At 72.1% G+C, this 14,102-nt stretch carries 12 protein-coding genes; 5 read left to right on the top strand and 7 right to left on the bottom strand.

Features of this window, described 5'->3' with window-relative positions; genetic code table 11:
* The first annotated feature begins 13 nt into the window (after window positions 1–13).
* The 3 genes from OG247_RS33110 to OG247_RS33120 are packed head-to-tail and all read left to right on the top strand — an operon-like array spanning window position 14 to window position 2,770.
* A complete protein-coding gene (locus OG247_RS33110) occupies window positions 14–793 on the top strand; it encodes a rhamnogalacturonan acetylesterase (protein WP_327255635.1) in 780 nt (259 codons plus the stop codon).
* Window positions 790–1,518, top strand: a complete 729-nt coding sequence (locus OG247_RS33115) for a hypothetical protein (protein WP_327255636.1) — start codon at window positions 790–792, stop codon at window positions 1,516–1,518. The genes OG247_RS33110 and OG247_RS33115 overlap by 4 nt, the downstream gene beginning before the upstream one ends.
* Window positions 1,511–2,770: a phosphodiester glycosidase family protein gene (locus OG247_RS33120; protein WP_327255637.1), complete on the top strand. Its 1,260-nt coding sequence runs from the start codon at window positions 1,511–1,513 to the stop codon at window positions 2,768–2,770. Before OG247_RS33115 ends, OG247_RS33120 begins: the two co-directional genes overlap by 8 nt.
* A gap of 87 nt (window positions 2,771–2,857) precedes the next feature.
* Here the strand turns inward: OG247_RS33120 and OG247_RS33125 are convergent, their stop codons facing one another.
* The 6 genes from OG247_RS33125 to OG247_RS33150 form a co-directional block, all read right to left on the bottom strand.
* On the bottom strand, window positions 2,858–4,990 hold the full coding sequence (locus OG247_RS33125; RefSeq protein ID WP_327255638.1) for a 3-hydroxyacyl-CoA dehydrogenase NAD-binding domain-containing protein: 2,133 nt from the start codon (window positions 4,988–4,990) through the stop codon (window positions 2,858–2,860).
* Complete coding sequence (locus OG247_RS33130) at window positions 4,987–6,213, bottom strand: thiolase family protein (protein WP_112447308.1); 1,227 nt, start codon at window positions 6,211–6,213, stop codon at window positions 4,987–4,989. Before OG247_RS33130 ends, OG247_RS33125 begins: the two co-directional genes overlap by 4 nt.
* A gap of 187 nt (window positions 6,214–6,400) precedes the next feature.
* On the bottom strand, window positions 6,401–7,153 hold the full coding sequence (locus OG247_RS33135) for a ferritin-like domain-containing protein (RefSeq protein ID WP_442813481.1): 753 nt from the start codon (window positions 7,151–7,153) through the stop codon (window positions 6,401–6,403).
* Between the two features lie 150 nt (window positions 7,154–7,303).
* On the bottom strand, window positions 7,304–8,620 hold the full coding sequence (locus OG247_RS33140) for a ribonuclease D (protein ID WP_327255640.1): 1,317 nt from the start codon (window positions 8,618–8,620) through the stop codon (window positions 7,304–7,306).
* Window positions 8,621–8,753: 133 nt separating this feature from the next.
* Window positions 8,754–9,416, bottom strand: coding sequence for a response regulator transcription factor (locus tag OG247_RS33145; protein WP_214956508.1), 663 nt, complete (start codon window positions 9,414–9,416; stop codon window positions 8,754–8,756).
* A gap of 278 nt (window positions 9,417–9,694) precedes the next feature.
* On the bottom strand, window positions 9,695–10,357 hold the full coding sequence (locus OG247_RS33150; RefSeq protein ID WP_327255641.1) for a DUF3000 domain-containing protein: 663 nt from the start codon (window positions 10,355–10,357) through the stop codon (window positions 9,695–9,697).
* A gap of 91 nt (window positions 10,358–10,448) precedes the next feature.
* Between OG247_RS33150 and hemE the strand changes: the two genes are divergently transcribed.
* Complete coding sequence (hemE, locus tag OG247_RS33155; RefSeq protein WP_327255642.1) at window positions 10,449–11,513, top strand: uroporphyrinogen decarboxylase; 1,065 nt, start codon at window positions 10,449–10,451, stop codon at window positions 11,511–11,513.
* A gap of 35 nt (window positions 11,514–11,548) precedes the next feature.
* Complete coding sequence (locus OG247_RS33160) at window positions 11,549–12,688, top strand: NADAR family protein (RefSeq protein ID WP_327255643.1); 1,140 nt, start codon at window positions 11,549–11,551, stop codon at window positions 12,686–12,688.
* Here OG247_RS33160 and OG247_RS33165 read toward each other — a convergent pair.
* Window positions 12,685–14,073, bottom strand: a complete 1,389-nt coding sequence (locus OG247_RS33165; protein ID WP_327255644.1) for an FAD-dependent oxidoreductase — start codon at window positions 14,071–14,073, stop codon at window positions 12,685–12,687. The genes OG247_RS33160 and OG247_RS33165 overlap by 4 nt on opposite strands.
* Window positions 14,074–14,102: the final 29 nt, after the last annotated feature.

A 14,102-nucleotide genomic window follows, 5' to 3' on the forward strand; every position in this document is an offset into this window, starting at 1 on the left:
TGAAGGACGCACCATGACGGCAATCTTCCTGTCCGGCGGATCGAGCGTGTGCAGCCGCCAGGGCAGCATGGCGCCCATGACCGGCTGGGGGCAGGCGATGCCGCTCTTCATGCAGGGCGTGGACGTGATCAACTGTGCCCGGGCCGGGGCCAGCACCAAGAGCTTCATGGAGCGCGGCAGGCTCGGATGGATCATGGAAAACATCCGTCCCGGCGACCTGCACCTGATCTCCTTCGGGCCCAATGACATGAAGCCCGGCGCGGGCCTGCACACCGAGCCCTTCGACGACTACCAGGGGAACCTGCGCCGCTACGTCATCGAGACCCGGCTGCGCGGCGCCCACCCCGTGCTCGTCCCCAGCCACGAGCGGGCGGTCTTCGACCGGTTCGGCAACTTCCGCCGGCCGCTGAAGCTCTACCCGGCCGCCAAGCGCGAGGTGGCGGCGCAGATGTCCGCGCCCCTGATCGACCTCAACGAGTGGAGCGTCGCCTGGTGGCGGCAGCTCGGCCCGCAGGGCTGCAAGCAGGTCTTCCTGTACCTCGAACCGGGTGAGCACCCCAACTACCCCGACGGGGTGGGGGACAACTCGCACATGCGGCCGGTCGGCGCGGTGGAGTGCGCGCGGTTCGTCGCGGGCGAGCTGCGGTCCAGGGAGCTGCTGCCCGCCTCGTTCTTCCGCAACATCGAGAACCAGTTCGACGCGAACCAGGCCGTGCAGTTCCTGGACGACGTCGAATTCGACCGGCTCACCAAGGAGCGGGTCGGCGCAGCAATAGTGGGAGCGACGGCATGAGCAGCGAAGTGACCGCCTGGTTCCCCGTGGTCCGCGCCTGGATCACCCAGGGCGCCGACAGCGGAGTGCTCGACCTGGCGTCCTCGGCCGACCCCGCCCGGCCCCTGGTCCCCGGCCAGGAGTTCACCCTGGCCATGACCATCACCCCCAGCGGCGGCGCGTACCGCACGTACGGCTACGTCCTCGGCGAAACCCTGGGCGACGCGGTGGTCATGGGTGACCTGCAGGGCCTGCGGCTGCTGAAGAACGGCCGCTACATGGGCTTCGCCTCCGGCACCGAGGCCGCCACCCACACCTGCACCGTGAAGGTGAAGGCGGACGCCCCCGACGGCGCCATCATGCTCCCGCGCGTGGTGGTCGGCCTGATGCCCGCCCAGGGCGACAAGCTGATCCCCAGCTCGGGCATCGAGGACCAGGGGTTCTGGATCCGCCGCCACAGCGTCCCCGGCCGGGCCCTGCACCTGCCCCCCGGCGCGCAGGTCACCCTGCCCCCGGACGCCGAGCGCGGTCTGCGCCGCACCGGCGTCGGCATCCCCCGGCAGGGCATGCTGCACTGCGCCCCCGACGGCACGGTCGTCTACCAGGCCCCCGCCGCCTACCAGGGCTACGACTTCTTCACCTGCACCTACGAGGACGCGGACGGGCACTCCGTCCGCTCGCACGTCACCATCCGCATAGGCGACCTGGGCATGTCACCGGGGGCGCTGAGTGCCTTCCATGGCTAGACACGCCCGCCTGGCGGCCGCCCTGGCCCTGGCCCTGGCCCTGGCGGGATGTTCGAGCGGGTCGGAGTTCCCGGACTCCGGATTCCCCTCCCGGGCGCCGGTCCCGGACGACGCGCTGCCCGAGGGGGTCACCTACAAGGAGTTCGTCCGCAAACTCGACGGCCGCGCGGAATCCCACGTACAGATGCTGGCGATCCGGCCCGACGCCAAGGTCCGCGTCGGGTCCGTCCACGGGACCTCCCTCGCCCACGCCGAGACGGTACGGGAGATGGCCGCGGCCGCCGGGGCGCTGGCCGCCGTCAACGCCTCCTACTTCGACATCAGCACCGGCAAGAACTACGGCGGTTACGACGGGGACCCGCTGGGCCTCTACACCGAAGGCGGACGGCTGCTCAGCGAGGCGACGAACGGCCGGACCACCCTGCTGCTCGGCACCCGCGACGGCCGCCTCGACGCCCGCATCGACGAGGTCACCACCGAGGGCCAGGTGATCTCCGACGACGGATCGCGCGGGGAACTGGACGGCATCAACCGGGTCCCGGGCCGCGTCCTCGGCTGCGGAGGCGTGGGCGGCGACCGCGAGGCCGTCACGGAAGAGCCGATGGAGGAGCCGTACGGCGGACTGTGCACGGACGGCGACGAGCTCGTGGCCTTCACGGGGGAGTGGGGCGAGCGCACTCCGCCCGGCCCCCCGGGCAGCATGGAAGCGGTACTCGACGCCGACGGGCGGGTGGTGGACGTCCGCAAGCCCGCCGGAGGACGCCTCCCCGGCAACGGCAGCACGCTCTACGCGACGGGTGACGGCGCGGACTGGCTGCAGTCCCACGCCCGCCAGGGCCACCGGATCAAGCGGTCCGTCCAGATGAACGACATGGTCGGACTGCCCGTGGAGGGTCAGGTCGACACCGCGGTGGGCGGCCGCTACCGGCTGCTGAAGGACGGGGAGTCCGCACTCGGCGCCGCGGCGGCCACCCCCAGGAAGGCCCCGCGGACGCTGGCCGGCGTCACCGCGGACGGCGCGCTCCTCCTGGTCACGATCGACGGCCGCAATCCCGGTGTGGACGCCGGAGCCACGCTCGCCGAGGCCGCCGAGCTCCTCGCCTCGCTCGGCGCCCAGGACGCCATCGGCCTCGACGGCGGCGGGTCCACGAGCATGGTCGTGCGCGGGGAACTGCGCAACAACCCCCGGGAGACCCCGGGGAAGGTCATCGAACGGCCCGTGGCCAACGCGCTGGCACTCTTCGCGCGCTGAGCACGACCGGCCCGCCTACGACGGCCGGCGCCGCACCACCCCCTTCGGGGCGGTGCGGCGCCGGCCGTCTTCGTGTGGGAGCCCGGATCAGACCGGAACGCTCGCCAGGCCCGGGGCCAGGAACTTCTTGCCGTTCACCCGCTCGGAGACGCCCTCACGGTCCAGGTACGGAGTCACGCCGCCCAGGTGGAAGGGCCAGCCCGCGCCCGTGATGAGGCAGAGGTCGATGTCCTGGGCCTCGGCCACGACACCCTCCTCCAGCATCAGGCCGATCTCCTGCGCCACCGCGTCCAGGACGCGGTCGCGGACCTGCTCCTCGGTCAGGACGACATCGCCCTGCACGAGGAGGGCGGCGACCTCGGGGTCCAGCTCCGGCTTACCGGAGTCGTACTTGTAGAACCCGCGCTTGCCGGCCTTCACGACCGCAGCGAGGTTCGGCGAGACGGTGAAGCGCTCCGGGAAGGCGCGGTTCAGGGTCTCGGAGACGTGCAGACCGATCGCCGGGCCCACGAGCTCGAGCAGCACCAGCGGGGACATCGGCAGGCCGAGCGGCTCGATGGCCTTCTCGGCGGTGACCACCGGGGTGCCCTCGTCGATGACGTTCTGGATCTCGCCCATGAAGCGGGTCAGGATGCGGTTCACGACGAACGCCGGGGCGTCCTTGGTGAGGACCGCGGTCTTCTTCAGCTTCCGCGCGACACCGAAGGCCGTGGCCAGCGAGGCGTCGTCGGTCTGCTCACCGCGGACGATCTCCAGCAGCGGGAGGATCGCGACCGGGTTGAAGAAGTGGAAGCCGACCACGCGCTCCGGGTGCTGGAGCTTGGAAGCCATCTCCGAGACCGACAGCGAGGAGGTGTTGGTGGCGAGGATCGCGTGCGCCGGGGCGACCGCCTCGACCTCCGCGAACACCTTCTGCTTGACGGACATCTCCTCGAACACGGCCTCGATGATGAAGTCCGCGTCCGCGAAGCCCTCGGCCTTGTCCAGGACACCGGTCACCAGGGCGGTCAGGCGGTTGGCCTTGTCCTGGTTGATGCGGCCCTTGCCCAGCAGCTTCTGGATCTCGGCGTGGACGTAGCCCACGCCCTTGTCCACGCGCTCCTGGTCGATGTCGGTGAGGACCACCGGCACCTCCAGGCGGCGCAGGAACAGCAGCGCCAGCTGCGAGGCCATCAGGCCCGCGCCGACGACGCCGACCTTGGTGACCTGGCGGGCCAGGTTCTTGTCCGGGGCGCCGGCCGGGCGCTTGGCGCGCTTCTGGACCAGGTTGAAGGCGTAGATGCCGGAGCGCAGTTCGCCGCCCATGATGAGGTCGGCCAGGGCCGCGTCCTCGGCGTCGAAGCCCTTCTGCAGGTCGCCGTCCTTGGCCGCCTCGATGATCTCCAGCGCGCGGTAGGCGGCCGGGGCCGCGCCGTGCATCTTGGAGTCGGCGATGAAGCGGCCGCGGGCGACCGCCGCGTCCCAGGCCTCGCCGCGGTCGATCTCGTCGCGGACGACCTCGGTGGTGCCGTTCAGCACGCGGGCGGTCCACAGGAGCGACTGCTCCAGGAAGTCCGCACCCTCGAACAGCGCGTCGGCGATGCCGAGCTCGAAGACCTGCTTGCCCCCCAGCTGACGGTTCTGGTTCAGCGAGTTCTCGATGATGACCGAGACCGCGCGGTCCGCGCCGATCAGGTTCGGCAGCAGGGCGCAGCCGCCCCAGCCGGGAACCAGGCCGAGGAAGACCTCGGGCAGCGAGAAGGCCGGGATGGCCTTGGAGACGGTGCGGTAGGTGCAGTGCAGACCGACCTCGACACCGCCGCCCATCGCCGCGCCGTTGTAGTACGCGAAGGTGGGGACGGCCAGCGCCGCGAGGCGCTTGAAGACGTCGTGGCCGCCCTTGCCGATGGCGAGCGCCTCGTCGTGCTTCTTCAGCAGCTCGACGCCCTTGAGGTCGGCGCCGACCGCGAAGATGAACGGCTTGCCGGTCAGGCCCGCACCGACGATGGAGCCCGCGAGGGCCTCCTGCTCGACCTGGTCGATCGCCGCGTTCAGGTTGGCGAGGGACTGCGGGCCGAAGGTGGTCGGCTTGGTGTGGTCCAGGCCGTTGTCCAGCGTGACGAGCGCGAAGCGCCCGGCGCCGAAGGGCAGGTCCAGGTGGCGTACGAGCGCGCGCGTGACGACCTCGTCCGGGAACAGCTCGGCCGCGCCCTTCAGGAGCTCAGTGGTGGTGGTGCTCACTTGCTGTCTCCCTCGGCGGTGAAGTTCGGGTTCTCCCAGACGACCGTGGCGCCCATGCCGAAGCCGACGCACATGGTGGTCAGGCCGTAGCGGACCTCCGGCTGCTCCTCGAACTGGCGGGCCAGCTGGGTCATCAGGCGGACGCCGGAGGAGGCGAGCGGGTGACCGAAGGCGATGGCCCCGCCGTACTGGTTGACGCGGGCGTCGTCGTCGGCGATGCCGTAGTGCTCCAGGAACGCGAGGACCTGGACCGCGAAGGCCTCGTTGACCTCGAAGAGGCCGATGTCGTCGATCGTCAGACCGGCCTGCGCCAGCGCCTTCTCGGTGGCCGGGATCGGGCCGTAGCCCATGACCTCCGGCTCGACACCCGCGAAGGAGTACGAGACCAGGCGCATCTTGACCGGGAGGTTGTTCTCTCGGGCGAAGTCCTCGGACGCGATGATCGCGGCCGTGGCACCGTCGTTGAGACCGGCGGCGTTGCCCGCGGTGACGTTGCCGTGGACCCGGAACGGGGTCTTGAGGCCCGCCAGGTTCTCCAGGGTGGTGCCCGGACGCATCGGCTCGTCGGCGGTGACCAGGCCCCAGCCCGTCTCACCGGCCGCCTCGTTGTTGTTGCGCACCGAGATCGGCACCAGGTCCTGCTGGATCTTGCCGTCGGCGTACGCCTTGGCGGCCTTCTCCTGCGAGCGCACGGCGTACTCGTCGGCGCGGAGCTTGGTGATCGTCGGGTACCGGTCGTGCAGGTTCTCGGCGGTCATGCCCATGAACAGGGCGGACTCGTCGACCAGCTTCTCGGAGACGAAGCGCGGGTTCGGGTCCACGCCCTCGCCCATGGGGTGGCGGCCCATGTGCTCGACACCGCCGGCGAGGGCGACGTCGTACGCACCGAAGGCCACGCCGCCCGCGACGGCGGTCACGGCGGTGAGCGCGCCGGCGCACATGCGGTCGATCGAGTAGCCCGGGACGGACTGCGGGAGGCCCGCGAGAATGCCGGCCGTGCGGCCCAGCGTCAGGCCCTGGTCGCCGATCTGCGTGGTCGCGGCGATGGCGACCTCGTCGATCTTCGCGGGGTCCAGGTCCGGGTTGCGGCGCAGCAGCTCCCGGATCGCCTTGACGACGAGATCGTCGGCGCGGGTCTCGTTGTAGATGCCCTTCGGGCCCGCCTTGCCGAACGGGGTGCGGACGCCGTCGACGAAGACGACGTCCCTGACGGTACGAGGCACGTTGGCTCTCCTCCAGGTGCGGGTGTGCACTGCTGCGCGGGGGCGTGCCCATTACTGAGCGCCCGCTCACCTCTCCATGCTACTTGCCGGTAACCGGCATGCACAGCCCTCGTGGGAGGAGCGGCGAAGGTCACACTCCGCGGCCCCGCTCCTCAGGGCCGCCGCACCGGTCATCACGGCCCCGGCGCTACCCGAGCGGGACCCGTCGGCCGGGCCGCGGCGCGGTGGGCCGGGCCGCGCTCATGGCGGCGGCCATGGGGGAGGAGGAGCGGACGGTGTCCGCCACGAAGGCGCGGCGGCTGACGCCCAGGGTGCGCAGCGCCGGGCCGTGGTCCACCGCGACCAGGGCGGCCGCGCCGGCCAGCAGGGCCCGCCAGGCCAGGGCCGCCGCCCGGCGGGCGGGGGTGGGCAGGGGTGCCAGGGCCTCGCGCAGGCGCAGGCAGTGGAAGGGGACGTGGCGCACCTCGTCGGCGTGGATCCGGCCCGCCACCTCCGAGGTCAGCGGGTCGGCGGCGCCGTCGCGCACCGCCTCGTAGTACCGCAGGGCGACCGCCTCCGCGACCATCAGCACCAGCAGCTCCACCTTCAGCCCGAGCAGCCTGCGCAACCCGACGAAGGCGGCATCGCTCCAGTGACCTGCCAAGGTCCCCCCGCCCTCGGCCTCCAGGAGCCGGGCCAGCATCCGCGCGTGGTTCTGCTCCTCCGCCACGAAGAGCCGTACGGCCCGCGCGTACACCGGATCGCCCGCCCGCTCGGCCTTGGCGACCAGCTCGGCGCCGTCCCCGCCCTCTCCCAGCTGGAACCGCTGCAGGCTTCCGGTGAGCTCCGCGGGGAGCGTCGTGACCCGGCTCCAGTCCGGATCGCCCCGCTCGGCCCGCCGCTCGCGCTCGGCCTCGAACTCGGCCACCCATTCCTCGTATCCCCACCCATGTTTGAGCACGTTCAAAAACTACAAGACTTTGAGCGTGTTCAAAAGATGTGCGGACCGGACTCTTCGAGGGGACCTGGACGCACAAGAGCCCCCCGTCCACAGGACGGGGGGCTCTTGCACGCGATCACGGGCGGCCGACCCGGGCCCGGGCGCGACGCCTCAGTCGGCCGGCTCCGGCTCCGGCTCCGGTTCGGGCGGCAGCGTCGTCGCCAGTGCGGTCGTCAGCGCCGCCGTCACCTGTTCGACCTGCCACGGGCGGGCGCCGTAGCCCGCCAGGGCCTCGGCCACCGCGTCGGCCTCCAGGCGCTCGGGCGGCTCCCAGCACAGCCGGCGGACCGTGTCGGGAGTGATCAGGTTCTCCTGCGGCAGGTTCAGCCCCTCCGCCAGCGCCGACACGGCCGTCCGGGCCGCGGCCAGCCGCGCCGCGGCCGCCGGGTCCTTGTCCGCCCAGGAACGCGGCGGCGGCGGACCCGCCGGGGTCGCCCCCGGCAGCGGCAGCTCGGCTTCGGGCAGGGCCTTCGCCCGGTCCACGGCGGCCATCCACTGGTCCAGCTGGCGCCGGCCCATGCGCTGCCCGTAGCCGGGCAGGGCGGAGAGGGCCTGCACGTTCAGCGGCATGGCGAGCGCGGCCTCGACGATCGCGGCGTCACCCAGCACCTTGCCCGGTGACACGTCACGTCGCTGCGCGATCCGGTCCCGGGACTCCCACAGCTCCCGGACGACGGCCATCTGCCGGCGCCGGCGCACCTTGTGCATCCCGGACGTCCGGCGCCACGGGTCCTTGCGGGGCGGCGCGGGCGGTGCGGCGGCGATGGCGTCGAACTCCTGGTGGGCCCATTCCAGCTTGCCCTGCCGGTCCAGCTCCTTCTCCAGCGCGTCCCTCAGGTCCACGAGCAGCTCCACGTCGAGCGCGGCGTAGCGCAGCCACGGCTCGGGGAGCGGACGGGTCGACCAGTCGACGGCCGAGTGGCCCTTCTCCAGCACGTAGCCGAGGACCCCCTCGACCATCGCGCCGAGTCCGACCCGCGGGAAGCCGGCGAGGCGGCCCGCCAGCTCGGTGTCGAAGAGGGAGGTGGGCGCCATGCCTATTTCGCGCAGGCACGGAAGGTCCTGGGTGGCGGCGTGCAGGATCCACTCGGTGCCGGACAGGGCCTCGCCGAGGGAGGAGAGGTCGGGGCAGCCCACCGGGTCGATCAGTGCGGAGCCCGCACCCTCGCGGCGCAGCTGTACGAGGTAGGCGCGCTGGCCGTAGCGGTAGCCGGAGGCGCGCTCGGCGTCCACGGCGACGGGGCCGGTGCCCGCGGCGAAGGCCGCGACCACCTCGGCGAGCGCGGCGGCGTCGGCGACCACCGGAGGGATGCCCTCACGGGGTTCTAGCAAGGGAATGGGCAGCCCGTCGGACGAAACCTCGTCGTCCGGGGGGCCGCCCCCGGTGGTGGTGCGCAGGCCTGCTGCGGTTTCTTGGGCGTCGGTCACCGGTCAAGGGTATCCGTGGATGCGACGCGCCCGTCGCCGGAACGTTCCGGCGACGGGCGCGAGGGGGGAGTACGGACGTTTCCCCGGGTTCTCCGGGAGTTTTCCCGGGGTCCTTCGGGGGGTATCGGCCGGGTCAGTGGATGATCCCGGTCCGCAGGGCGACGGCGACCATCCCGGCCCGGTCGCCGGTGCCCAGCTTGCGGGCGATCCGTGCGAGGTGGGACTTGACGGTCAGGGCGGACAGGCCCATCGAAACGCCGATGGCCTTGTTGGACTGGCCCTCCGCGACGAGGCGCAGGACCTCGACCTCGCGGCCGGAGAGCTCTCGGTAGCCGCCCGGGTGGCTCGGGGCACCCGGGGGGCGGCGGTGCATACGGGCCGCGGCGGCGCCGATGGGGGCGGCGCCGGGCCGGGACGGGAGCCCGATGTTGGTCCGGGTGCCGGTGACGACGTAGCCCTTCACTCCGCCCGCGAGGGCGTTGCGTACGGCGCCGATGTCGTCGGCGGCGGACAGGGCCAGGCCGTTCGGCCAACCGGCGGCGCGGGTCTCGGAGAGCAGGGTGAGACCGGAACCGTCGGGCAGGTGTACGTCGGCCACGCAGATGTCGCGCGGGCTGCCGATGCGTGGACGGGCCTCCGCGATGGACGAAGCCTCGATCACGTCGCGAACTCCGAGGGCCCACAAATGGCGGGTCACGGTGGAACGCACGCGCGGGTCGGCCACGACGACCATGGCCGTCGGCTTGTTCGGGCGGTAGGCGACCAGGCTTGCGGGCTGCTCGAGAAGAACGGACACCTAGGCCTCCTGGGGGGGAGTGGCGGGACGGCCGGCTCGGGGAAGGAAGCCGGTGCGAACCGTGCGGATGGTCTATGACTCCTTCGGCACGTCACCCGCCCGGCTTTAGGGAATGATCACGATTTGGTGAGTAACAATTCGGGCAATTCGGACGCACGATCGATCATAGGGTGATCAGAAGCCCGCAACGGGCGCCCTGTAACGACATCCGGCCCCCGCGCAGGGGCCCGGGCCGGTATGGATCGGCGCGGGCCGGCACGGGTCCCGGCCTCGCGGAACTACCCCTGAGGGTGATGCGGACCGCGGCGCTGGGGCAGCGAGACCACGCCGGTCACCGTCTCGGTCGGTCCGACCGGCGGCAGCCCCGCGATCTGGCACAGCAGTTCGCACCAGGCCGACAGGTGTGCGGAGGTGTCCGGCACCCCGCCCACCCCCTCGCGCGGCGTCCACGAGGCCCTGATCTCGATCTGTGTCGCCGGCCGCCGCTCTCCGAGTCCGCCGAAGTAGTGCGAGGCGGCCATGGTCACGGTCCCGCTCGCCTCCCCGTACGTCAGCCCGCGCGCGTCCAGCGCCCCCGTCAGCCAGGACCAGCACACCTCCGGGAGGAGCGGGTCCACGGCCATCTCCGGCTCCAGTTCCGCCCGTACGAGCGTCACCAGCCGGAAGGTGCCCTGCCAGGCGTCGTGCCCGGCCGGGTCGTGCAAGAGGATGAGCCGGCCGTCGGCCAGGTCCTCGTCACCGTCCACGACCGCCGCTTCCAGCGCGTACGCGTGGGGTGCCAGCCTCTGTGGCGGTTTGGTGGGGTCGATCTCGATCCCCTGCCGCAGCCTCGCCTTCTTCAAGCCGTCGACCGCCCGCCGGAACGGGAGTGGGACGGAGCTGTCCTTCGCGCTGTCCGTACCGTCAGCGCCATCTGAAAATCGTCCCTGAGCCGCAGCCATGCGGGGAAGACTAGGCGGAACGAGCGCTCGTACGGCGCAGGGACACCCGCGCCGGGCCGGGCACTTCTTCATACGTGCGAAGATTTGAGTCGTGAGCGCCAACACCCGCCCCACGGGCACGCCGAGCCAGACGTACGATTCCGCCTTCCTGAAGGCGTGCCGGCGCGAGCCGGTGCCACACACCCCCGTGTGGTTCATGCGGCAGGCGGGGCGCTCCCTCCCGGAGTACCGCAAGGTGCGCGAGGGCACGCAGATGCTGGAATCCTGCATGCGGCCCGACCTGGTCACCGAGATCACCCTGCAGCCGGTCCGGCGCCACAACGTGGACGCGGCCATCTTCTTCTCCGACATCGTGGTCCCGCTGAAGGCCATCGGCATCGACCTGGACATCAAGCCGGGCGTCGGCCCGGTCGTCGCCCAGCCGATCCGCCGCCGCGAAGACCTCGCACAGCTGCGCGACCTCACCCCGGAGGACGTCTCGTACGTCACCGAGGCGATCGGCATGCTCACGAGTGAACTGGGCTCCACGCCGTTGATCGGCTTCGCCGGCGCGCCTTTCACCCTCGCGAGCTACCTGGTCGAGGGCGGCCCCTCGAAGAACCACGAGCACACCAAGGCCCTCATGTACGGGGACCCCGAGCTCTGGGCCGACCTGCTGGACCGCCTCGCCGAGATCACCTCCGCCTTCCTGAAGGTCCAGATCGAGGCCGGCGCCTCCGCGATCCAGCTCTTCGACTCCTGGGTCGGCGCGCTCGCCCCCGCGGACTACCGCCGCTCGGTGATGCCCGCGTCCGCGAAGGTCCTGGAGTCCGTCGCCTCGTACGGGGTCCCGCGCATCCACTTCGGCGTGGGCACGGGCGAGCTGCTCGGCCTCATGGGCGAGGCCGGCGCCGACGTCATGGGCGTCGACTACCGGGTCTCCCTGAAGGACGCCGTGCACCGGGTCGGCCCCGGCAAGGCGCTCCAGGGCAACCTGGACCCCGCGGTCCTCTTCTCCACCACCGAGGCGGTGGAGACCAAGACCCGCGAGGTCCTGGACGCCGCGGCGGACCTGGAAGGCCACATCTTCAACCTGGGCCACGGCGTCCTCCCGACGACGAACCCGGACGCCCTGACCCGCCTGGTGGACTACGTCCACACGCAGACGGCGGTCTGACCCGAGACTGCGCCGACGTCGGTACCGTGCCCTGCATGACATGGCACGGGCCGACGTTTCGCATATCCGACGGAGAAACCATCGACGGGGCCTGGCGCCTCGTGTGGTGGAAGCACGACTTTCAGGACGACTACTACCCCGAGGACCTGTTCGTCTACGCGGACGGCAGGATCACTCGCGGCCACTACGACGCGACCGATCTTGTAGGGCTGGGAAAACTGCTGGCCTCCGGGAAGGTCGCGCTCGCACCGCCGGACGGCCGGGAGTGGACCCCAAAGCCTTCGAAGTGGCTCGCCCGCTACCCCGAGCCGCTGACCGACGAGAGCTTCCTCGTGGAAGTGGCCGACGAGATCTCCCGGCTGGCGGGCCGGCCCACCACCGTCGACCTGCTCATGGAGGCCGTCCTGGCCTACCGCCGCGAGACGACGGAGGCCAACCGGTCCCTGCTCCGAGAGGCGTACCTGGCCGTCCCCGCCCACCGCCGGGTCTTCGTCCTGGGGGACATGGACCAGCAGGACCGGCCGCTGCGGATTCTGGTGACCGATCTCGGCGAGCCCGTGGACGGGGACGGGCCCGTGGCCACGCCGGAGATGCACCAGGACTCCCTGGACTACTTCGCCGACGGGGACGCGAGCGTCGAGCGGGCCGAGCGGGAACGGGCCGTCCGCTACGCGGATGCGCCGGCCGGTGACCCGCAGCCCCCGGTCGTCCTCCGCGAGACCGTGTACACCCGGGGATGGCCGGCCAAGCTCGGAGACTTCGCGCTGCGCAACGACTACGACGCCCCCTTCACCTACGAAGGGGAGACCTACCCCACCGTGGTGCACGGCTACTGGGCCCTCTTCGCCGCCGACCGGGCCGACCACGACCGGATCCGCGCCGCCGCGAGCGCCCGCGAGGCGCGGGAGCTGGGTGCAGCGGCCTCGGGGAGCGCCGACTGGCCCGCGAGGCGGCTCGCCGTCATGGCGGGACTGCTGCGGGCCAAGTTCGACCAGCACCCGCGGCTGGCGGAGCTGCTGGTCGCCACCGGGGAGGGCTCGATCCTCTACGGCGGCTCCGATGCTCCCTTCTGGCACGAGGGCCCCCGCGGCGGCCGGAACTGGACCGGCCGCCTGCTGGAGCTGATCCGTTCCGAACTCTTCGCCGCGGGCGCGGACGCGGGTCGGGCCGACTAGACCCCCGCCGCCCGCACCGCGGAGACCGCCTTGCGGGCGGCGACCAGCACCGGGTCCCACACCGGGGAGAACGGCGGGGCGTAGCCCAGGTCCAGGGAGACGATCTGGTCCACCGTCATACCGGCCGTCAAGGCCACCGCGGCGATGTCCACCCGCTTCGCGGAGCCGGCGCCGCCGACGATCTGGACGCCGAGGAGGCGGCCCGTACGGCGTTCCGCCAGCATCTTCACCGTCATCTCCGTCGCCCCCGGGTAGTAGCCCGCCGTGTTCGTCGAGCGGATCGTCGCCGTGACGAAGCGAAGCCCCGCGGACAGCGCGTCCCGCTCGCGCAGGCCCGTACGGGCGATCTCCAGGTCGCAGACCTTGCTCACGGCCGTGCCGACCACGCCCGGGAAGGTGGCGTAGCCGCCGCCCACGCCCGAGCCGATGACCTGGCCGTGCTTGTTCGCGTGCGTGCCCAGCGCGATGTGCCGCATCCGGCCAGCCACCAGGTCCAGGACCTCCACGCAGTCGCCGCCCGACCAGATGTTCTCGTGGCCGCGGACCCGCATGGAGAGGTCGGTCAGCAGCCCGCCCGACTCGCCCAGCGGCAGGCCCGCCGCGCGGGCCAGCGCCGTGCGCGGCTCGACGCCGATGCCGAGGACGACCAGGTCCGCCGGGTACTCCTCCCCGGCCGCCGTGGCCACCGCGCGGGCCCGGCCCTCCCCGTCGGTGAGGATCTCCGTCACCTCGGCGCCCGCGACCGTACGGATGCCCATGGCGTTCATCGCGCTGTGGACGAGGCCGCCCATGTCCGGGTCCAGCGTGGACATCGGCTGCTCGCCCCGGTGCAGCACGGTGACCTCGAAGCCCCGCCCGATCAGGGCCTCCGCCATCTCCACGCCGATGTAGCCGGCGCCCACGACCACCGCCCGGCGGCCCGCCGTCCGTTCCAGATCCGCCATCAGCCGCTGTCCGTCGTCCAGCGTCTGCACCCCGTGCACCCCGTGCGCGCCGATGCCGGGCAGCCGCGGGCGGACGGGCCGGGCGCCGGTGGCGAGGACGAGCTTGTCGTACCCCGTCCAGTACTCGGCGCCCGACTCCAGATCCCGGGCACGCACCCGCCGACCCGCGAGGTCCAGCTCCACGACCTCCGTCCGCGTCCGCAGGTCGATGTCCCGCGCGCGGTGCTCCTCGGGAGTCCGGGCGATCAGCTCGTCCCGGCCGCCGACCAGGCCGCCGATCCAGTACGGGATCCCGCACGCCGAGTACGAGGTGAAGTGCCCGCGCTCGAAGGCGGTGATCTCCAGCTCCGCCGGACCCTTGAGCCGCCGGGCCTGTGACGCGGCGGACATCCCCGCCGCGTCACCGCCGACCACCACCAGCCGTTCCGTGCCGTTCCCCATGTGCCCGTACCGTCCTTCCCCGCCGCCTG

This window comes from Streptomyces sp. NBC_01244 (assembly GCF_035987325.1).
Taxonomy (GTDB): Bacteria; Actinomycetota; Actinomycetes; order Streptomycetales; family Streptomycetaceae; genus Streptomyces.